The sequence below is a fragment of the Azohydromonas lata genome, assembly GCF_034427735.1.
Taxonomy (GTDB): domain Bacteria; phylum Pseudomonadota; class Gammaproteobacteria; order Burkholderiales; family Burkholderiaceae_C; genus Azohydromonas; species Azohydromonas lata.
In genome coordinates this window covers 22,017-42,734 of the sequence record NZ_JAXOJX010000004.1, presented here as the reverse complement: position 1 = coordinate 42,734, position 20,718 = coordinate 22,017, and the positions used below count along the sequence as shown (strand labels likewise).

General features: G+C 67.4%; 14 protein-coding genes. All 14 read left to right on the top strand.

The window, feature by feature from the left end:
* The first annotated feature begins 4 nt into the window (after nt 1-4).
* The 14 genes from SM757_RS04530 (at nt 5) to SM757_RS04460 (ending at nt 20,663) form a co-directional block, all read left to right on the top strand.
* Nucleotides 5-817 (top strand): STM4013/SEN3800 family hydrolase, encoded by an 813-nt coding sequence (locus SM757_RS04530; protein ID WP_322464520.1) that lies wholly within the window; start codon nt 5-7, stop codon nt 815-817.
* On the top strand, nt 811-2,151 hold the full coding sequence (locus tag SM757_RS04525) for an STM4012 family radical SAM protein (protein ID WP_322464519.1): 1,341 nt from the start codon (nt 811-813) through the stop codon (nt 2,149-2,151). Before SM757_RS04530 ends, SM757_RS04525 begins: the two co-directional genes overlap by 7 nt.
* Nucleotides 2,145-2,999, top strand: a complete 855-nt coding sequence (locus SM757_RS04520; protein WP_322464518.1) for an STM4011 family radical SAM protein — start codon at nt 2,145-2,147, stop codon at nt 2,997-2,999. Before SM757_RS04525 ends, SM757_RS04520 begins: the two co-directional genes overlap by 7 nt.
* A gap of 374 nt (nt 3,000-3,373) precedes the next feature.
* A complete protein-coding gene (locus tag SM757_RS04515; RefSeq protein ID WP_322464517.1) occupies nt 3,374-4,945 on the top strand; it encodes a Mu transposase C-terminal domain-containing protein in 1,572 nt (523 codons plus the stop codon).
* Complete coding sequence (locus SM757_RS04510) at nt 4,927-5,790, top strand: TniB family NTP-binding protein (RefSeq protein ID WP_322464516.1); 864 nt, start codon at nt 4,927-4,929, stop codon at nt 5,788-5,790. Before SM757_RS04515 ends, SM757_RS04510 begins: the two co-directional genes overlap by 19 nt.
* A 91-nt stretch (nt 5,791-5,881) precedes the next feature.
* Complete coding sequence (locus SM757_RS04505; RefSeq protein WP_322464515.1) at nt 5,882-6,295, top strand: hypothetical protein; 414 nt, start codon at nt 5,882-5,884, stop codon at nt 6,293-6,295.
* A gap of 695 nt (nt 6,296-6,990) precedes the next feature.
* A complete protein-coding gene (locus SM757_RS04495) occupies nt 6,991-7,515 on the top strand; it encodes a methanogen output domain 1-containing protein (RefSeq protein WP_322464514.1) in 525 nt (174 codons plus the stop codon).
* 21 nt (nt 7,516-7,536) lie between these two features.
* Nucleotides 7,537-9,519, top strand: coding sequence for a PAS domain-containing protein (locus tag SM757_RS04490; protein ID WP_322464513.1), 1,983 nt, complete (start codon nt 7,537-7,539; stop codon nt 9,517-9,519).
* A gap of 181 nt (nt 9,520-9,700) precedes the next feature.
* The gene (locus tag SM757_RS04485) at nt 9,701-12,493 is read left to right on the top strand and encodes a response regulator (RefSeq protein WP_322464512.1); all 2,793 of its coding nucleotides are present in this window, start codon (nt 9,701-9,703) and stop codon (nt 12,491-12,493) included.
* The gene (locus SM757_RS04480; protein ID WP_322464511.1) at nt 12,490-13,626 is read left to right on the top strand and encodes a sensor histidine kinase; all 1,137 of its coding nucleotides are present in this window, start codon (nt 12,490-12,492) and stop codon (nt 13,624-13,626) included. The genes SM757_RS04485 and SM757_RS04480 overlap by 4 nt, the downstream gene beginning before the upstream one ends.
* Nucleotides 13,623-13,988: a response regulator gene (locus tag SM757_RS04475; RefSeq protein ID WP_322464510.1), complete on the top strand. Its 366-nt coding sequence runs from the start codon at nt 13,623-13,625 to the stop codon at nt 13,986-13,988. Before SM757_RS04480 ends, SM757_RS04475 begins: the two co-directional genes overlap by 4 nt.
* Nucleotides 13,989-14,263: 275 nt before the next feature.
* Nucleotides 14,264-18,775 carry a PAS domain S-box protein gene (locus SM757_RS04470; protein ID WP_322464509.1) on the top strand — a complete coding sequence of 1,504 codons (4,512 nt, stop codon included), beginning with the start codon at nt 14,264-14,266 and terminating at the stop codon, nt 18,773-18,775.
* Between the two features lie 349 nt (nt 18,776-19,124).
* The gene (locus SM757_RS04465) at nt 19,125-19,325 is read left to right on the top strand and encodes a hypothetical protein (RefSeq protein WP_322464508.1); all 201 of its coding nucleotides are present in this window, start codon (nt 19,125-19,127) and stop codon (nt 19,323-19,325) included.
* Between the two features lie 549 nt (nt 19,326-19,874).
* A complete protein-coding gene (locus SM757_RS04460) occupies nt 19,875-20,663 on the top strand; it encodes a glycoside hydrolase family 19 protein (RefSeq protein ID WP_322464507.1) in 789 nt (262 codons plus the stop codon).
* Nucleotides 20,664-20,718 lie beyond the last annotated feature (55 nt).

Genomic DNA, 20,718 nt, shown 5'->3' with positions numbered 1-20,718 from the left:
CGCGATGACCGACGGCCCCGACATGAACCGCGTGGTTGGCACACATGACCTTGTGCTGATCACGCTGGACACGCTGCGCTTCGACGTGGCCCAGGCCGCTTTCGAGCGCCGAGAGCTACCGGTGTTCGCGCGCCACCTCCCGAGCAGCGGCTGGGAGCGTCGCCACTCGCCGGCCAGCTTCACCTACGCAGCGCACCAGGCGTTCTTCGCTGGCTATCTGCCCGCGCCGGCGCGGCCAGGGCGTCATCCCCGGCTGTTCGCGAGCGCCTTTCGGGGCAGCGAGAGTACTGGGCGAACTACCTTTGTTTTCGACGAAGCCACGCTGCCCGAAGCGCTGGCCACGCGCGGCTACCACACGATGTGCATCGGCGGCGTCGGGTTCTTCAACCAGCAAAACGCACTGGGTCGCGTGCTCCCCGGACTGTTCGCCGAAAGCCATTGGAACCCCGCGCTCGGCGTAGGCCGGCGAGGGTCGACAATGCGGCAGGTGGCGCTGGCCGTGGAGCGGCTGCGCGCCATTGACGGCCGGGTGTTCCTGTTCGTCAACGTGTCGGCGATCCATGCGCCAAACCGCGTTCACCTGCCGGGCTACGAAGATGACTCGATCGAGACCCATGCCGCCGCGCTGCGCAGCGTCGATGCCGCATTGGCTCCGCTGTTCGAGGCCTGCGCAGCCCGTGCACCGACCTTCGTCATCACCTGTTCCGACCACGGCACCGCCTACGGCGAGGACGGACACCACGGCCACCGCATCGGCCACGAAGTAGTCTGGACCGTCCCTTACACGCATTTTTTCCTTGGGGGTTCTACGTGCTGAAGGCACTGTCCCTTGCCGAATTGATGCGCCGCGGTGCTTACCAGGCGTATTCGTACAGCTATCCACACAAGAGCGCCTACCGCGCTCTGATCGAGCCGCGCGCTCTGGACGCGGTGTGGGCCATGCAGGACCGCTCAGCGCTATTTGCCTACGTGCATGTGCCCTTCTGCACGATGCGCTGCGGCTTCTGCAACCTGTTTGCAATGGCGCAGCCGGACGATGCGCTGGTGAGCGCCTACGTCGACGCGGTGCTGCGGCAGATGCAGGTGATGCACCGCGTGCTCGGCGAGCGGCGCTTTGCGCGCTTGGCGCTCGGCGGCGGCACGCCGAGCTTTCTCACGGCCGCGCAGCTCGAACGGCTGTACGCGGGCGCGCAGCGCTGGCTGGGCATCGACCTCGCCGCGACGCCGTCGGGCATCGAGGTGTCGCCGGAGACCGTCACGCGCGAGCGTCTGCAGGTCTGTCGTGCCATGGGCGTGCGTCGCGTCAGCATGGGCATCCAGAGCTTTTCCGATGCGGAGATGCGCGCGCTGGCGCGGCCGCAGCAGAACCGTGTCGTTGCCGAAGCAATTGTCGAGATCCGCCGTGCCGGCTTCGAGGTAATGAACCTGGACCTGATTTACGGCATCGCCGGCCAGACGCCGGCGAGCTGGCTGGCCTCCCTCGACAGCGCGCTGGCCTTTGCACCGGAGGAGCTGTACCTTTACCCGCTGTACGTGCGAGCGCAGACCGGTCTGGGCAAGCTCTCGATCCGTCAGGGCGATGCGGGCGGCGACGACTGGCGCCAGATGCTCTACACGGTCGCGTGCAAACGGTTGCGCGATGCCGGCTATCGGCGGATCTCGATGCGCATGTTTCGCGCGCCGCATGCGCCACAGGATGAGGGCCCGGTGTACTGCTGCCAGGACGACGGCATGGTGGGGCTGGGCGCGGGAGCACGCTCCTACACCCGAACGTTGCACTGGTCCACAGGCTATGCCATCGAGCGGTCCGCGACGCGCCACATCGTCGAGGACTTCATCGCGCACGACGAGGCGAGATTCGCGCACGCGACGCACGGCTTCGAACTCGACGGCGAAGAGCAGCGGCGCCGCTACGTGATCCAGTCGCTGCTGACCGAGCCGGGCCTGTCGCGCGCGGCCTATGCGCAGCGCTTCGGCACTCCTTGCCTCAGCGACCTGCCGCAACTGCAGGAGCTGACCGCACTGGAACTTGCACATGACGACGGAAAGCTGCTTGCGCTGAATGATCGCGGCATCGCATATGCCGACACCATCGGGCCCTGGCTCGCGTCGGCGCAGGTGCAGGATCTGATGGCAGGCGGCGCATGCTGACGCTGCTCTACCGCGGCAGTCTCAAAAGCTGCAACTACACCTGCAGCTACTGCCCCTTTGCCAAGAGCCGCGACACGCGCGCCGCGCTGGCGCGCGACGCGGCCGAGGTAGCTCGTTTCGTCGAATGGGTGGCTGGCCAGGCGCGTCCGCTGCGCGTGCTATTCACGCCCTGGGGCGAGGCGATCGTGCGGCGGCACTACCGCGAAGCGATGCTGGCGCTGGCCGCGCTGCCGCAGGTGTCGCAGGTCGCGCTGCAGACCAACCTGTCCGGGCCGCTCGCTTGGCTGGCCGACGCGCCGGCGGGGAAGCTGTCGCTGTGGTGCACTTATCACCCCGAGCAGATCACACTGGCGCGCTTCGTTGAGCGCACGCGGCGGCTGGACATGATGGGGATACAGTATTCGGTGGGTGTGGTCGCGCGGCGGGAGCACTACGAGGCGATCCATGCGCTGCGCGCCGCGCTGCCGGCAGGCGGCACTGTCTGGCTCAATGCCTACGACCGGCGCGGGCCTGGCTATTACACCGCCGACGACCTCGCGTGGCTGGAAGCGATGGACCGCTGGTTCCGGCTGCAGCACATGTCGCTGCCGTCGCGCGGTGCGGCGTGCCGGGCCGGCTCAGAGGTACTGTCGGTCGACGGCGAGGGCGAGCTGCGGCGCTGCCACTTCATTCCGCAGCGCATCGGCAACCTCTACACCGATCCGCTGGACCGGGTGCTGCAGGAGAGGCGATGCAGCCGCCTGCGCTGCGAGTGCTTTATCGGCTACGCCCAACGGCGGGACCTACCGCTGCACGAGCAGTTCGGCGATGGCCTGCTGGCGCGTATCCCGATCGCGACCGCGTGCTGATCGTCTGGCTTACCGGCCGGCCCACCGCCAGCGGGACGACGGTCGCGATGGCGGTGGCAAGCGCTTGGGTGACCAGCGCAGCTGTTGAAGTCCAGTAATTCGAATAGCCGGGTCCAGTAATTCCGCGAGCGGCCGAGACACGCAAGTAGCCGCCCCGCAAGGAGAAGTGCACGGATCCGGTGTCGTCGACGACTTGTTGCGCGACAGATGAACCTGCATTCGGGCGGTCCACGGTTGTTGCCAGCGCCTTCGGCATGTCCGCTAATTCCGCCAGCGCATTCGCGCCCGGAGGGTCGCCGATGTCCGAGACGCAGTGCCTGAGCGAGCGGGACATCCGCATCGCGCGCGTACTGCGGTCACTAGGAACGGCGCCCATGACGCGACAGCAGGCTGAGCGGGCAGGGCGGCTTCTGGGACTGCACTCGTCCACGGTCTACAAGCTGCGCCGGCGGTTCCTGCGACACCCCGTCACCAGCGCCGTGGCACCGATGTCCAGGGGGCCGAAGATGGGCAACAAGCGGCTGGATCCCAACAGCGAGCAGGTCATCCAGGAGGTGCTGAAGGAATGGCTGCCGTGCCAGCGGCGGCTCGCGCACCCGCTGCTGGACCTCACGCTGGAGGTGCGGCGGCGCTGTCTGCTGGCCGGCCTGAAGCCACCGGGGCGCAACACCGTGGCGCGCCGCTGGGCCGAGTACAGGGAAGCCCAGGCAGCAGCCCTTGCCGATGCTCCATCTGCCGCGGTGGCACCGGGCACTTTCAGCGCCGCCACTCCACTAGACATCGTCCAGATCGACCATACGCAGGCCGACGTGATCGTGGTCGACGACTGGTTCCGCCGCCCGTTGGGGCGGCCGTGGCTTTCGGTGGCGATCGACTTGGCCACGCGTTGCGTCATGGGCATCTACCTGAGCATGGATCGGCCCAACGCCGCCACGGTGGCGCTGCTGCTGAGCCGAGTGGCGCTGCCCAAGGCGGCCTGGCTGGACAGCCTTGAACTCGAACCCCAGGAGCAGGAGGTGTCCTGGCCCATGCACGGCCTGCCCAAGGCTCTGCACCTGGACAACGCGGCCGAGTTCCATGGCCGGGCGCTGCGCATGGGCTGCGCCCAGTACGGCGTGGAGCTGATGTACCGCCCAGTGGGCCGTCCGCAGTTCGGCGGCCACGTCGAGCGCATGAACCGCACGCTCATGGAGCGGCTGCGCGGCCTGCCCGGTGCCACGGGCAACTCGCCCAAGGGCCGCAAGGCCCGCCGGCCCGAGCAGGAGGCCGTGCTCACGCTGGCGGAGTTCGAGCGCTGGCTGGCGGTGGAGGTCGCGCAGCGCTACCACCACAGCGAACATCGCGGGCTCGCGGGCGCCACGCCGGCCAGCGCCTGGCAGGCGATGGCCCAGGTCCACCCGCCCAGGCAACTGCCGCCCGGCCCCGAGGAAGCCATGCAGTTCCTGGTGCAGTTCATGCCCATGGCCCAGCGCATCGTCCAGTCCTACGGCCTGTCGCTCTTCAACATCCGCTACTGGCATCCGATCTTCGCCGCCTGGCGCGAGTTGCGCCGCAAGGTCGTGGTGCGCTACCACCCAGAGGACCTCTCGCGTGTCTTCGTGTCGGCCGGCGGGCGCCGCTACATCGAGGTTGGCTACGCCGACGTACGCCGGCCGCGGATCTCGCTGTGGGAGCAAAGGGCGGCGTGCCGCCATCTGCGGGCCGAGGGCCAGCGGCAGTTGTCCGAGGCGCTGATCTTCAAGGCCATCGAGCAGCAGCGCCGCATCGTGGACTCGGCGCGCCAAGCCACCCGGGTCGCCCAGCGCCAGGTGCCGCGCAAGGAGGCGGTGCCACTCGGACCGTGGTCGCCGACACCGGCGCCGCCAGCTGCCGAGCTCGACTACAGCCAGACGCCGGATCCCTTTCCCGTGGAGATCTGGGACTCACCATGGCCGAAGACAGCCTGACTCATCTGCAGGGGTCCGCGCGCGCCGGTGCGCTGCTGGACGACCAGACGCGCATCCGCGCCTTGCAGTTTGACCGCTGGATCGATCACCCACGGGCCACGCAGGCGCTGCAGCAGTTGGAGCGGCTGCTGGCGATGCCGGAGCGCCAGCGCATGCCCTGCATGGTGCTCCACGGGGATTCGAACATCGGCAAAACGCTAATCGTCACGAAGTTCCTGCGCAGCCACCCGGCCGCGTTCGACGAGCGCCGCGGCGTCGAGCAGCGGCAGATCGTGGCCATGCAGATGCCACCCACGCCGGACCAGCACCGCTTCTACACGGCGCTGCTGTTCGAGCTGGGCGCTCCGCACAGCGCCACGGCCACCCTCTCGGTGCTGGAGCGCTTGGCGCGCGACCTGTTGCGCCGCATCGCGCCACGGATGCTGATCGTGGACGAGGTGCACCACTTGCTCGCCGGTGGCTACCGCGAGCAGCGCGCGGCCCTGAACCTGTTGAAGTACCTGGCCAACGACCTCAAGCTCAGCATCGTCGTCGTCGGCACCGCTGACGCACCGCTTGCCTTGGAGCCGGATGCCCAGATGCGCAGCCGCTTCACGCCTTTTGAGATTCCGCGCTGGCGCGAGACCGAAGAATTCCGCCGTCTGTTGGTGGCGTTCGAGCGGGTGCTGCCACTGCGCAAGCCGTCCGACCTGTCGCAGCGGTCCCTCGTGCAGTTCCTGCTGGCAGCCAGCGCCGGGCTGACGGGAGAAGTCTCGCGCCTGCTCAACGAGGCTGCGGAACTTGCCATCCAGGATCGGTCCGAGCGCATCACGCTGTCCCATTTGGAGCAAGTGGCTCGTGGGTGAACCGCCTGTACGCCCCTGGCCCGTGGCACCCCGTCCCTTTGCCAGGGAAGCACTGGGCAGCTGGTTGGGTCGCGTGGCAGCCTGCTACCGCATGACGGTCGAGCAGTTGATACTGCAACATCATCTCGGCATTGAGCTGCAGGGCAGCAATGCCGGCTGGCTGCCTCTGCCAAGTCAGCCTCGACAAGTCCTGCACCGGCTCGCCTCGCTGGCACGGCTTGATGTCCAGCGGCTGGAGCAGCTGCAGATTCCGGTGGCCTGGGCCATGCGTGACTGCAGCGTCCCCTATTGCCACCGCTGCCTGGTCGTCAATCCACTCGACGTGACCACACCGTACTGGCAGCGATGTTGGCTGGACCCGGCGCCACGACCGTGTGAGCAGCATGACGAACCGATGGGCCGCGTGCCGCTTGCCGTGTTGCGCAGGTGCCGAAACTTCAACGACGTACTGCGCGGCATCCAGCTGCATAGAAGGAGGGATGCCAGTCGGCCACCCTATGCCTAGTCCATGAGCCCGATTGCAGAAGGCGCTCGCCGAATAAATGGACCTGCTCGCGGAATTACTGGATTTCAACATCCGGGGCGCGCTGAAACCATGCGTTGCTTCATGCGCTGGGTGTTTGGTTCCGGGAAGTCGTGGTGCTGAAATCTTGATTTCTTCCCAAGAGGAAGCGCTATGGCAGCAGGTCTTCATGGTTTAGCACGCACGCCACCGCGAATTCGAGCCGAGTTCCAAGCGTCGCAAAAAACAACCCGGGCCCCGGCCGCCAGGTATGGGCTGAATGAGAAGACGGTGACGAAGTGGCGCCGCCGCGCCCTGCAGCGTTAGCGCCGCCACCGCGTCGATACTCGCGACCTGCCGCGCGGCGACGATACGACCAGCAACACGCGAACCTCCACGTTCATGCTGACGCCGATCCGCACAGGTGGTGGCCCCTAAAATCGCGCCCGGCGAGGCTCGGCAGCCCCGAACCACTCAAATGGCAACTGCGGCAGTTTTCTGCGGTGCCGAGCCTCGCCTCCAGTACAGAAAGAGCCGCCAATTGTCGTAGGCCTGCCTACGGACTCGAGCTGGCAACGACATCACACGGGCTTGCTCCATCCGGGCCGTAGCCGGATATCGTTCATAGTTGATAAGTAGGCATGTAATTTGCTGGACTGTTGCCGCCCTATGCCCACGGCCTCGCAGCCAATCACACCATGAGTAACGCCGACCCTGCCTTGGCAGACCTGTCCGTGCCTCTGGAGCGCGACGTGTTCCTGCGCACCCTCATCCGTGAGCTCTCGGGGACGCTGCAGGACGTGGTGGGCCTGGACGAAGCCTCGGGCTTCATCAGCGTGGTGGGCCAGCGCGTGGGCGAGCAGATCAACCGGGACTACCGCGCCGCGCTGGAGGTCTCCAGCCTCAGCCGTGAGCAGGTGGCCCGGGTCTTGGTGGACCTCAAGCGCCGCATCCAGGGCAACTTCCGCATCGTTTCGGAAGATGTGGACCGCATCGTGCTGGCCAACACGGCCTGTCCCTTCGCCGAGAAGGTGCTCGGGCGGCCGTCGATGTGCATGATGACCTCCAACGTCTTTGGCGTGATCGCCGCCGAGAATCTGGGCTATGCCAAGGTCGAACTGCAAAAGACCATTGCCCAGGGCGATGCAGAATGCCGGGTGGTGGTCCATCTGCGAATGGACAACACTCCGGACGTACCGGGGCGCGAGTATTTCCAGACCTGAGCCGGCTCGGGTCCGCAAGCCATGACGGAGCAGGCGTTTCGCCAGCTGGCAGAGCTTCTGCCGGACGCCCTGCTGCTGGTCGATGGGCAGGGTATCGTGCGCTGTGCCAATGCACCGGCCGCGGCATTGCTGCAGCAGCCCATCACGGCGTTGGCCGGCCAGCCGCTGGCAGCCGTGGTTCATGACAGCGAGGCCCACCTCGCCGAGCTGATCCACCAGGGTGCCCGCAGCCGCTCACGCGTGCCCGGGGTGCTGCATCCAACCTCGGGTACAGCGGCTTGTCGCTGCGAGCTGGCCGTGTTCCGCCCCCGCAGCGCCGAGCAAGCGGCGTTGGTGCTCGTGCGCCTGGTGCCCAGGCCGGTAGCCAACAGCCAGTTTCGCGAGCTCAACGCCCGTATCGAGGCGCTGTCGCACGAGGTTGCCCGACGCAAAGCCGCCGAGGCGCAACTGCAGGCCTATTCCGAACGACTGCGAGTGACGCTCACGAGCATCGGCGACGGGATGATTGCCACCGATGCCCAAGGCCGGGTCACGATGATGAACGGCGTGGCGCAGGCACTCACGGGCTGGAACGAGGCCGACGCACTGGGACAGCCGCTGGTGCAGGTGTTTGTCATCGTCAATCAGGACACCCGCGAGCCCGTGGCCAATCCGGTGGAACGTGTGCTGGACGAGGGCCGCATCGTGGGTCTGGCCAACCACACGGTGCTCATTGCCCGCGACGGCAGCGAGCGACCCATCGACGACTCCGGTGCCCCCATTCGCGACGCCGAGGGCTTGCTCATCGGTGCAGTCTTGGTGTTTCGCGACATCAGCGAACGCTATGCCATGGAGCGTGAGCTTCGTGACCACGCACAGCGCCTCATGGAGGCGGACCGGCGCAAGGACGAGTTCCTGTCCATGCTCGCGCACGAGCTTCGCAACCCACTGGCCCCGTTGCACAACGGCGTGCACCTGTTGCTCAGCCGCCATCTGCCTGCCGAGGAGCAGCGGCGCGTCGTGACGATGCTCCAGCGCCAGCTCGGCCACATCACGCGCCTGGTGGACGACTTGCTCGACGTGGCCCGGCTGACCCGCGGGCGCATCGCGCTGCAGCGCCAGCCGGTGTCGCTGGCGCAGGTGGTGCAGCAGGCAGTGGAGGCGAGCCGCCCGGCCATCGATGCGCGGGATCATGAGTTGCAGGTGCAGCGCGTGGCGCCGGAACTCATGGTCGATGGCGACCCGGCACGGCTGGTGCAGGTCTTCACCAACCTGCTGGTCAACGCCGCCAAGTTCACGCCACCCAAGGGGCTCATTGAGCTGGACTGCAGCCACGATGACAAACAGCTTTGCCTGACCGTGCGCGACAACGGCATGGGGATGGATGCGGCGCTGTCGGCCCGCGTCTTTGACCTCTTCGTGCAGGCGGACCAGTCCCTGGACCGCAGCATGGGAGGACTGGGTATCGGCCTCACGGTGGTGCGTGCCCTCGTCGAGATGCATGGCGGCAGTGTGCAGGCCCAGAGTGCCGGCCCGGGACAGGGCAGCGAGTTCGTGGTGCGGCTGCCGCGGTTGCCTGCGGCCAATACACCGCTGTCGGCACGCGCAGCGGCTGACCTCTCCCAGCCGCCCGGTGCCTCGACGGCCCAGCGCATCCTTATCGTCGATGACAACGTGGACGCCGGCGAGACCCTGGGTGCCGTGCTTGAGCAATGGGGACACGAAACCTGCCTCGTGACCGGTGCGCAAGCAGCGTTGGATGCCTGGCCAGCTTTCAGGCCGCATGCGGTGCTGCTGGATATCGGTCTGCCCGAGATGAGCGGCTACGAGCTGGCGCGCCGCTTTCGTGCATCGCCGGAGGCTGCCGGGATGCTGCTGGTGGCCGTCACCGGCTACGGCCGCACGCCTGACCGCCAAGCCAGCCTTGATGCCGGCATCGACGAGCACCTCACCAAGCCGGTGGACATGGAGCGATTGCGCGCGCTGTTGGACAGGCCGTCTGGCGCGACGGCAAACAAGCTCTAGGCATTGGAGGCGGGTGGGCGCTGCAGGCTGGTCTGTACGAGCCGCCTGATGGCGTCCAGGTCCCCGTCCAGTACCCATGACGCCGTTGGATCAACCCAATATTTGCAGTCGTTGATTCGCCTCCCTTTCTGGCTTCAAAGCGCACCAACCCGCACGGAGAGCCCTTCCACCCTAACCTGACATGCATCAACGCCTGAACTCCGCCGCCGCGGGCTACATCGTGGCCATCGTGGTGGTACTTGTCCTGACAGCCACCAGCTGGAGCTTCACGCAGCGCACGTCCCGCGCCCAGGCTTTCGTCAGCCATACGCACGAGGTGCTTTCCAACGTGGCAGCTGCCGAGGCAGCGCTGTGGCGAGCCGAGTCGGCCCAACGCGCATTTCTTGTCAGCCTGGGCAAGCTGTTCCTTGTCGAGCGTGACACCGCGTTGAACGTACTGGAGCAGCATGTGACCGCGCTGGTCCGCCTCACACTGGACAACCCGGGGCAGCAGCTGCGCATCGCCACGCTGCGCACCCTGCTGCAGGAGCGCATTGCCGTGTATCGCCGCAACGAGTCGATTGCCGAGCCAACGAATACGATGAGTGCGGCACAGCGGCTGGAAGTCGGGGCGGAGGTGATGGAGCGTCTGCAGCCCATGTTCCGCGAGCTGGCCGCCGAGGAGTATCGGCTGCTGCGCCTGCGTGAGGCGCAGGAACGCAATTACCTCCAAAGCACGCGATGGATATTCGGCGGGCTGCTGATGGCGATTCTGGCGACCGTGCCGCTTGTTTTTTGGCAACTGACGCGCCAGTCGCGTGCACGAGCCCGCGCAGAGGCCGATGCGGCCATGGAGCGCAATTACACGCAGCTGCACGGGCAGGCGCTGACGCTCTACAACAGTGCCACGGATCCACAGGCCGCGCTGGAAGGCGCGCTGGAATTGCTCACGGCGCAGCCGGTGTTCCAGGCCGCGGCACTGTACGTGCGAACGGACATGCAGCAGTGGCGTGCCGCAGCCAACCGGGGCGTTCCACCCGAGGTGGCGGCCGTGCTGTTACCCGACAAGGGCCCGGCCGGCGAAGCCGTGCGGCAGCGCCGGCTGGTGCGGGTGCGCTCCACCGACGACGACGTTTCGCCGGTGCTCAGCCGCTGGCTGGCATCGCAAGGTACGGTCAACGTGGTGCTGTGTCCGGTGGCCTACGCCGAGCAGACCCTGGGCCTGTTGGGACTGGCGGCCACTTCGCGGCTGTCTTCGCGCGAATGCGACTTCATCGAGCAGCTGTGCGCCCAGCTCGGTGTCGCCTTGCACAACCTCGACCAGTACCACTCGCTCAACGAGCTGGCGGCCCGGCTGCAGGAGCAGGGACAGGAGCTGCAGCGCAAGAACGCTGCGCTGGAGGATGCCGCGCGCAGCAAGAGCGAGTTCCTGGCCAACATGTCGCACGAGCTGCGCACGCCGCTCAACGCCGTGATCGGATTCGCCGACGTGCTGCATGATGGACTTGTCGGTGAGCTCAATCCCGAGCAGCTGGAGTACATAGGCGAGATTTCGAGCAGCGGCAAGCACCTGCTGTCGCTCATTAACGACGTGCTCGACCTGGCCAAGGTCGAGGCCGGGCAGATGTCGCTGGAGCTTGAACCCCTGAACCCGGCCGAGCTGGCCGCCAGTGGGATGTCGATGTTGCGCGAACGTGCGCTGCAGCAGCGCGTGCAGCTCAGGGCCCAGGTAGCGCAGAACCTGGGGCTGCTGCAGGCGGATCTCCGCAAGACGCGGCAGATCCTCTTCAACCTGCTGTCCAATGCCGTGAAGTTCACGCCTGCGGGCGGCGAGGTGAGCGTGCATCTGCAGCGGGTGTTCAGGCAGCAGGTGCAGGGCGTGAAGTCGGACGGGCACACCCGGGTGATACCGCCGGCGCAGACGCAGCACGGCGAGTTCCTGGAGATCACCGTGCGCGACAGCGGCATCGGTATCGAGCCGGCCAACCTCGAGCGGCTGTTCCAGCCCTTCATGCAGATCGACTCGACCCTGAGCCGGCAGTTCACGGGCACCGGCCTGGGGCTGTCGCTGGTGCTGCGGCTCACGGAGCTGCACGGCGGTGGGCTGCGGGTGCACAGCGTGCCGCAGCAGGGTTCGGCCTTCACTGCATGGCTGCCCTGGCGGCCGGCGGAGACAGTGTCAGAAACACCGCCGCCAGCTGCCTATCCCTTGCAGCTCGGCGAGGTGCCGCTGGTGCTGGTGATAGACGACGATCCCAGCGCTCTCGACCTCATGCAGATCCAGCTGCAATCAAGCGGCTGGCGTGTGGAAACCGCCGGCGATGCTGCCCAGGGACTGCGGGCGGTCCACGAACTGCATCCCCAGGCCATCGTACTGGACCTGCTGTTGCCAGGCATCGACGGCTGGTCGCTGCTCGCGCAGCTCAAGCAGGAGCCATCCACGCGGGACATCCCCGTGGTGATCTGCTCGGTCATCGCGCAAAGGCAGCGGGGCTTCGTACTGGGCGCGGCGCAGGTACTGACCAAGCCAGTGTCGCAGCAGCAGCTCTTGTCGGCGCTCGCTGCGGTGGGATTACCGCTGCGCGGCCCCGCGGCACGCGTACTGCTGGTGGACGACGACGAGCAGGAGTTGCAAAGCCTCAGTCAGCAGCTGCAGGCCGCCGGGCTGACGGCCGAGCCGGTCCTGGGTGGAACAGCCGCGCTGGACGCGGTGGCGCGGCGCAGACCCGACGTGATCGTGCTCAAACTGGACATGCAAGGACTCAGCGGCTTCGACACGGTCCAGGCGCTGAACGGCCGACTTGACACGGCCGACATTCCCATCATCGTGCTGGCCGCGCCGACAGACGGATCACGGGCGCGGGAAATGCTGCACAGCCAAGTGCTGGGCATTGTTGAAAAATCCGAGTTCTCGGCCAGCATCCTGGTGAGCGAACTGCGGCGGGCGATGGCACATCGCGCGGCTGGAGGCGCATCCCAACCCTACTTGCCATGAGCGACACGCCACCTGCCGTACTGATTGTCGATGACACGGCCGCCAACCGGCGCCTGTACGAAGTGGTGCTGCGCGGCACGGGCGCCATGCTGGTGCACGCGGCCAGTGCCGAGGAGGCCATGAGGCGCTGTGCCGAGCAGGACTACGCCGTGATCCTGCTGGACGTGCACCTGGGCGAAGCCAGCGGCTTTGACGTGGCGCGGCAGCTGCGCGAGTCCGCGCTGCAGGTGCAAGCGCCCATCGTATTCATCTCGGCGGTCTTCACGCACGACTCCGACGTCTTCAAGGGCTACCAGCTTGGGGCCGTGGACTACATCCTCTCGCCCGTGGTCCCGCAAATCCTGCGAGCCAAGGTGGAAGGTTTTCTGGCGCTGTACCGCCTGCGCCAGCAGGCGCAGGCCCAGGCGGCGGCCATCGAGCGCGCCTACGACGAACTGCACCAGGCGCACGCGGACCTGGAGCGCTTCAGCTACTCGCTGTCGCACGACCTGCGCACGCCGCTGGGCCACATGCTGGGCTTCGGCCAGCTGCTGCAACAGCGCCAAGCGTCAGCGCTGGATGAGCAGGGACGCGCCTGGCTGCAGCACATGATGGATGCCGGCCAGCGCATGACGGGCATCATTGACGACATGCTGGTGCTGGCACGGCTGTCGCACCAGGAGCTGCAGCGCGCTGACGTGGACCTGAGCGCCATAGCCGCTGAGCTGGCCGCCTCGCTGTCCGCGGGCCAGCCGCAGCGGCAAGTGCGCTGGGAGATCGCCCCGGGCTTGCGCGCGCACTGCGACGCCCGGCTGCTGCGGCTGGCGCTGGCCAACCTGCTGTCCAACGCTTTCAAGTACAGCGCCGGGCAACCGCAGGCCGTCATCGAGCTGCAGCGCGTGGACGACGTGCCCACCTTCTGCGTCAGCGACAACGGCGCAGGCTTCGACGCCGTGGCGGCCGGCACGCGACTGTTCCAGCCCTTCCAGCGCTTTCACGACCGCCGCTTTGAAGGCAGCGGCGTGGGGCTGTCCGTGGTGCACCAGGTGGTGCGCAGGCATGGCGGCAGTGTGCGGGCGGAGTCTGCGCCGGGGCAGGGCGCGCGCTTCTTCTTCACGCTGCCGGCGCCCGCCGGCGGCACGGAGCCGGCATGAAGCGCGTGCTGATCGTCGAGGACAACCCGCAGAACCTCAAGCTGGCGCGGTTGGTACTGTCCAAGGCCGGCTTCGAGGTGCTGGAGGCCATGGACGGTGAACAGGGCCTGCGCATGGCGCGCGAGCAGCGTCCCGACCTGGTGCTGATGGACATCCAGATGCCGCGCATGGATGGACTCACCGCGATTGAGCTGCTGCGCAAGGATCCCGCCACGGCGCAGCTGAAGATCGTAGTGCTCAGCGCGCTGGCCATGAGGGGCGACCGCGAACGCATCCTGGGTGCGGGGTGCAACGCCTATCTGGCCAAGCCTTTCGAGTACAAGGAACTGGTCGCTACGGTGTCGAAGCTGTTGGTGTCCTGAGCGTGACGTTGGAGCTGCCGCTGTACTGATCACTGCGTTTTCGTCAACTACGCCCCCACGCGAGGCTGCCCGGCCAATTTGTTCACCTCAGCACGCTTGCAGGCGCCCTGGACCATTGCCCGCGGATGCTGGACGTTGAAAGTTGGTTTTTTTCTGTCCGGGTGACCGGTCTTGCCCAGCCTTTGGGCCGCGGCAAGCACTCGCAGGCGGCGGCAAGGCGTGGTCCGCCGTAGGCTCAAGCCGCCTGCGGTACCTTGCGGCAGGAGAGCTGCATCATGGATACCTTGCCAGAAGGCGGACGCACGCTAGCCGCTGCACGAGCTGGCACTGCGCCGCAGCAACGCAGCGGTGGGGAACGGTCAGTGCTGGATGCAGTGGCCGAAGCCCTCCCAGCGCTGGTGTTCGTGGTCGATCGGGGCGGACGCATCGCCCATGCCAACAGCCGCTTGGCGGCGCATACGGGACGCAGCACCGAGCTCCTGGCGGGCCGCAGCTGGCTGGAGTTCGTCCACGTCCAGGACCAGGCCCTGGCGCAAGCGGCCTGGACGGCTGCCGCCGCGCAGGGCCGGGCCTTCGAGCTCACATGCACCCTGGTTGCAGCCCAGGGCCCGGCGCGGCGATTCGAGTGCCGGGCCGTGCCGACGCAGGAAGCGGGAGCCGTCACGGGCTGGGCGTTTGCCGCCACTCAAAGCCTGCAGGGCCTGCTGGTGCAACAGCTCCCTGACCACGGCGAGGCTGGCAACAGCGCCACCTTCGAGCACGCGGCCGCAGGCATCGCGCACGTGGCCCGCGACGGCCGCTTCCTGGCCGTCAACGACCGCTTCTGCGCCATCGCGGGCCACGGCCGCGCCGAGCTGCTGAACAGCCGCTTCCAATACATCACGCACCCACAGGACCTCGCGGCCGACGAGGCCAACGCGGCGGCGCTGGTGCAAGGGCGCATCGACCACTACACGATGGAAAAGCGCTACCTGCGCGCCGACGGCTCGACGGTGTGGGTGCGGCTGATGGTGGGCCTGGTGCGGCGCGAGGACGGCTCGCCCGACTACTTCGTCTCCGTCATCGACGACATTTCCGCGCACAAGGCCACCGAGGAGGCGCTGCGCCGCCATCGCGATACCGTCCATGCCGTCGTGCGCAACAGCCCCTTCGGCATCGTGCTCATCGATGGCGACTTCCGGCTGCGCGAAGTGAGCCTCGGCGCGCGCCAGGCGCTTGCGGGTGTCGACCCGCTGATCGGGCGTGACTGCGCCGAGGTGCTGCGCATCGTCTGGCACGAGCCTTTTGCCAGCCAGGCCATCGAGCGCCTGCGCCACACCCTGCGCACGGGCGAGCCCTACGCGGCGCCCCGCACTGTGCAGCCGCGCCGCGACGGCGGCGAGGTGCAGGCGTTCGAATGGCACGCCGAGCAGGTGATGCTGCCCGACGGCCGTGCGGGGGTGGTGTGCTACTTCTACGACCTGAGCGAGCGCGTGGCGTGGGAGGCGGCGCTGCGCGAGAGCGAGCGCCGGTTCCAGGTGCTGGCCGAATGCGTGCCCGTCGTCGTGTGGACAGCCGAGGCTACAGGGTCGGTTACCTATTTCAACCGGCGTTGGTACGAGTACAGCGGCCAGGTCCCGCAGCAGGCGCTGGGTGAGGGCTGGATGGATGCTGTCCACCCGGACGACGTCCAGGCCGTGCGCACGGCCGTGGCCCGGGCGCTGACCGCTGGCACTTCCCTGGAGTTCGAGTGCCGTTACCGCCGCCATGACGGCGCCTGGCGCTGGCATCTGGAGCGTGGCAAGCCTCTGCGCAGCAGCGGTGCCATCACAGCCTGGTTCGGCACCGGTGTGGACGTACACGAGCAGCGCCAGCACGCCGAGCGCGCGGCCCACCTGCTGGGGTTGGAGCAGCGGCTGCGCGAGGCGGCGACGGCACGCGAGGCCGCCACAGCAGCCTGCGAGGTGCTGTGCACGGCGCTGCAGTCAGCCTTCGCCGGCATCGGCGAACTCACGGACGACGGCGAGCACCTCTTCGTACACAGCCAGTGGCGCGCAGACGGACGCCCCGCAATCCCGCTGCGCCGGCGGCTGACGGACACCGCCCTGAAGCACGTCTGGTCGCTGCGCTCGGGCGAAGTGGTGTGCGTGGACGACGTGCGACCTGATGGGCTGCCCGCCACCGATGCGGCAGGCGAGGTCTGGGCCGACGTGCCCGGTGTACGCGCGCTGCTGCAAGTGCCGCTGGTGCACCAGGACGCACTGCGCGCCGTGCTGTTCGTCGGCTGCGGCCAGCCGCGCCGCTGGGACGAAGGCGCGCTGGCCCTGGCCCGCGACACGCTGGAGCGGGCGTGGCACGCGATCGAGCGCGCCCGCGCGGAGGAGGCCCTGCGCAGCCGCGAGGCGCACTTGGCGGCCCTGTACGCCCAGACCGGTGCAGGCCTGTACGAGCTGGATCTGGACGGACGCTTCGTCGAGGCCAACCAGCGCTTCTGCCAGCTCGTGGGGCTGGCGCGCGAGGCCCTGCTGGGGCAACGCATGCTCGACATCACGCAACCCGACGACCGGGACGCCAATCAGCAACTGTTGGAGCGCCTCGTGGCATCGGGCGAGCCGTTCTCGCTCGAGAAGCGGTACTTGCGCCCGGACGGCGACGTCACATGGGTCACCAGCACCTTGAGGCTGATCCGTTCACCCAGCGCACCACCCCGCGTGTTTGCCGTGTCAATCGACGTGACGGACCGGCGGCGGCTTCAGGAGCAGCTGCAGGAGCTACAGGAGCTGCAGCGCCTGGGGGCCGAGGCCGGGCACATGGGCGTCTGGTCGCTGGACCTGGCCACGCTCGAATGCGCCCTCTCGCCCATGATGGCCCGGCTTCTGGGGTACGCCGTGGGGCATGGCCACGTCACCGCCGAGCAGTGGCGCAGCAGCATTGCCGCCGAGGACCGGGCAGCTCACGAGGCGGCCATCGCGTCCGCCATTGGGGGCACGGGTGTCTTCGAGCGCGAGTTCCGCATCCGGCTGCCCGACGGCAGCGTCCGCTGGCTGTACTCCCGCGGCGAGGTCGTGTGCGACGCCGCGGGGCAGCCGCAGCGGCTGCTCGGCGCCTCGGTGGACGTCACCCGGCGCCACCAGGCCGAGGACGAGCTGCGCCAGGCCCAGGCCAGCTTGCGTGCACGCCATGCGCTGCTCGCCGCCGTGCTGGCCGCCACCGACAACCTCGTGTTCGTCAAGGACCGGGAAGGCCGCTATCTGCTGATGAACGAGGCTGGTGCCCGGCTGCACGGCCGGCCCGCAGCCGAGTTCATCGGCCGCACCGACGCCGAGCTGCACGACCCCGGCTTCGCCGCCGCGGTGCGCCACAACGACCTGCGCGTGCTCCATACCGGGCAGATGCAGCGCGTGGAGGAAAGCGGCCAGTTCGCGGGCCGGCAGCGCACCTACATCACCACCAAGGCACCGTTGCGCGACGAGGACGGGCACATCGTGGGCGTGGTCGGCATGGCGGTGGACATCACCGAGCACAAGGCGGCCGCAGCCGGCCTGGCCGAGCTCAACGCCACGCTGGAGCAGCGGGTGCAGGAACGCACCGCGGAGCTGGCCGCGGCACGTGATGCGGCCGAGGCCGCCAGCCGGGCCAAGAGCGCATTCCTGGCCAACATGAGCCACGAGATCCGCACGCCGATGAACGCCATCCTGGGCCTGGCCCATCTGCTCGGGCAGGCAGACGACGTCACTCCGCATCAGGTCCAGCAGCTGGGCAAGATCGAGGCTGCGGCACAGCACCTGCTTTCCATCCTCAACGACATCCTGGACCTCTCCAAGATTGAGGCCGGCAAGCTGGAACTGGAGGAGCGCGACTTCGGGCTGCGCTCGCTCTTGCAGCAGGTGGGCTCGATCGTGGGCGACAGTGCCGCGGCCAAGGGCCTGGCTGTGAACATCGACGCGGGCAGCGTGCCTGACGCGCTTCGCGGCGACGAGACCCGGGTACGCCAGGCCCTGCTGAACTACGCCAGCAACGCCGTGAAGTTCACTGCAGCGGGTCACATCGCGCTGCGCGCGCGAGGGCTGCAGGAGCGGCGCCAGCGGCTGCTGGTGCGCTTCGAGGTCGAGGACAGCGGCGTCGGCGTTGACCCACAGCAGCTGTCGCGGCTGTTCCAGCCGTTTGAGCAGGCCGACGCCTCCACCACACGCGAGCACGGTGGCACGGGGCTGGGCCTGACCATCACGCGCCGCCTGGCAGAGCTGATGGGCGGTAGCGCCGGTGTACAGGCCCGCCCCGGCGGCGGCAGCCTGTTCTGGTTCACGGCCTGGCTGGCCCGGGGGGCCGCGCCAGCCGTCGCTGCTGCGGCGCCGACAACGGCCGCCGACGCTACGCTGCGCCAGCGCCACGCTGGCGCGCGAGTGCTGGTGGCCGAGGACCACATCATCAACCGCGAGGTGGCGCTGGCGCTGCTGCGCAGCGTAGGGCTGCAGGTGGACTTTGCCGAGGATGGCCGCAGCGCTGTCGAGAAGGCACAGCAAACGGCCTACGACCTGGTGCTGATGGACATGCAGATGCCGGTGATGGATGGGCTGGAGGCCACGCGGGCACTGCGCGCGCTTCCGGGGCTGCAGACGCTGCCCATCCTGGCCATGACTGCCAACGCCTTCGACGAGGACCGCGCGGCGTGCCTTGCCGCGGGCATGAACGACTTCGTCGGCAAGCCGGTGGAACCCATGGCGTTGTACGTAACATTGCTGAAGTGGCTTGACCACACGGCAGGCACACCGGCCGCCTCTACAAGACCGCCTTCCACATCGACGTAGGGTATCGGTGCAATTTGATGGGTTCCCATCAGGCGTACGCAAAGTGAACCAACCGCGCAGCAACACCACAGTGCAGCAGCGGCAGCCAAACTGTTGTGCAAGGCATAAAGATTGAAGTTTGAAGGATTGAAATCTGGCTTAACAAGAGAATGGCAGCTTCGCCTGGGTGTCAGCCGGCATAGCTTCCAAGACACCGCGTGTCGCTTCTTACGTGATCGCCGTAGTAGCCGCACCTGCCAAACGGAACGATGATTGCTGCACTGCAACATGCCCGTCAGGTTGGCGCCCACAAGGCGCTTGGCTGGCGTACCCGCTTCTCAGGGCACAACCCACGATCAAGGCCAAAGCCATGCACATCGACACGTCAGCAGTTCTCTTCAGAAGCGGTCCCCCGCCGGAATACGAGATAGCCATGGCCGACCTTGAGCGTCGAGCGGCCTTGGGCGAGTTGACGCTGGGGCAGGCTAGGCAGGAAATCTTCGAGCTGCGCGAGCGGCTCGCACTTGACGCCGGTTTCTTGATGCAGTGGGCGATGCGCTCCCATATCTGAAGTCGTTCAGCCCCAACCCAAGTTGCATCTGCAGCAAGCATGGGCACGGCCAGATGCGCAGCGTCGGCATCCCAGTCAAGTCTGGCTGAACCGGCCACAAGAAGGCCGCTAGGGCCGGCGCCCTGGAACCGTATCAAACCCGATGGGGAAGTTTGGCCTCATCCCGGCACATCATCTGAATCCTGCAGTCGCGTTCTGGTGCGGCATTGGCCTGCTTCTACGGCCTTGCGCTCGGCCACTGCTGCAGTAGCGCGTGGCTTCCGCCATCTGCCAAGTGCTTCGTTTCCTTGGCCAATCTCTACCCAACCGCGGTCCGGAGTCGCCATCGCCTTGGCAGCTAAGGGGCAAATAGACCCAATAAATAATTCATATTTACTTAACATTCATAATATTGCTGCACTGCAGCATGCCGGCTTTTGAGGGCCCACGAGGTCGTTGGCCGGATGCCTGTTCCACAGGGCATGACCCCCGACCAAGGCAAGCATCATGAGCACTGTTCCGTTTTCAGCGCCCTCTCCGCAGAGCCCGCCTCCCGAATACGAGGCCGCCATGGACGACATCGAAGCGCGCGCTGCCCGAGGGCAGCTGACGGGGATGCAGGCCAGACAAGAAATCCTTGCGCTGCGCGAGCGGTTTGGCGCTGACGCCGGGGTCGTGATGCAGTGGGCGATGCAGCCCCGGGGCGTTGCCTTGCGCGAATTGCTGGCCAAGACCCTACAGGCCTCGGGCATCGCACCCCGCGTCGCCGACACCTTCGCCCCGCTGCTGAGCCACGCATGTGCACGCTTTGACATCTGCACGCCGGCACGTGTGGCCGCGTTTGTGGCGCAGTGCGCCTTCGAAAGCCGCGGCTTTGTCACGCTGGAAGAGGGCATGCTCTACCGCACGCCCGAGCACATCTGTGCGACCTGGCCTGAGCGCGTGCCGGATCCGGCCCATGCTGAACGGATGGTGGGTGCGCCACAGGTACTGGCCGATACGGTTTACAACGGTTGCTGGGGTAATGGCGACGCTGCCAGTGGTGACGGATGGCGCTACCGCGGCCGAGGATTGATCCGGCTGTTGGGGCGCGAAACCTACCGCGACGCGGGCGCTGCGCTTGGGCAGCCCTACGAGCAGCAGCCGGACCTAGTGGCTCGGACTCCAGATGCCTGCCTGACAGCGGCCTATTTGTGGCACGCCCGCGGCCTCAATGAGTTGGCCGACCGCCTGGAGATCGATGCCATTGCTCGCCATACCCACGATCCACGGTCGAACGCCTTGCCTGAGCGCCGGGCGCTGTACCGCGGCGCGCTGGCCGCGTTGGAGCAAAGTCCCGGCCAAGCGCGCCACCTCTGAGCCGGATCAGGACAGCCGCCTCGGTGTGACTGCGAGCAGCGGGTGTTGAAATCCA

Excerpts from the sequence above, each read along its gene's own strand:
- SM757_RS04530 (WP_322464520.1), top strand. The coding sequence starts at position 5 with ATGACCGACGGCCCCGACATGAACCGCGTGGTTGGCACACATGACCTT.
- SM757_RS04480 (WP_322464511.1), top strand. The coding sequence starts at position 12,490 with ATGAGCGACACGCCACCTGCCGTACTGATTGTCGATGACACGGCCGCC.
- SM757_RS04490 (WP_322464513.1), top strand. The coding sequence starts at position 7,537 with ATGACGGAGCAGGCGTTTCGCCAGCTGGCAGAGCTTCTGCCGGACGCC.
- SM757_RS04515 (WP_322464517.1), top strand. The coding sequence starts at position 3,374 with ATGACGCGACAGCAGGCTGAGCGGGCAGGGCGGCTTCTGGGACTGCAC.
- SM757_RS04475 (WP_322464510.1), top strand. The coding sequence starts at position 13,623 with ATGAAGCGCGTGCTGATCGTCGAGGACAACCCGCAGAACCTCAAGCTG.
- SM757_RS04460 (WP_322464507.1), top strand. The coding sequence starts at position 19,875 with ATGGACGACATCGAAGCGCGCGCTGCCCGAGGGCAGCTGACGGGGATG.
- SM757_RS04505 (WP_322464515.1), top strand. The coding sequence starts at position 5,882 with ATGACGGTCGAGCAGTTGATACTGCAACATCATCTCGGCATTGAGCTG.
- SM757_RS04485 (WP_322464512.1), top strand. The coding sequence starts at position 9,701 with ATGCATCAACGCCTGAACTCCGCCGCCGCGGGCTACATCGTGGCCATC.
- SM757_RS04465 (WP_322464508.1), top strand. The coding sequence starts at position 19,125 with ATGCACATCGACACGTCAGCAGTTCTCTTCAGAAGCGGTCCCCCGCCG.
- SM757_RS04510 (WP_322464516.1), top strand. The coding sequence starts at position 4,927 with ATGGCCGAAGACAGCCTGACTCATCTGCAGGGGTCCGCGCGCGCCGGT.
- SM757_RS04520 (WP_322464518.1), top strand. The coding sequence starts at position 2,145 with ATGCTGACGCTGCTCTACCGCGGCAGTCTCAAAAGCTGCAACTACACC.
- SM757_RS04470 (WP_322464509.1), top strand. The coding sequence starts at position 14,264 with ATGGATACCTTGCCAGAAGGCGGACGCACGCTAGCCGCTGCACGAGCT.
- SM757_RS04495 (WP_322464514.1), top strand. The coding sequence starts at position 6,991 with ATGAGTAACGCCGACCCTGCCTTGGCAGACCTGTCCGTGCCTCTGGAG.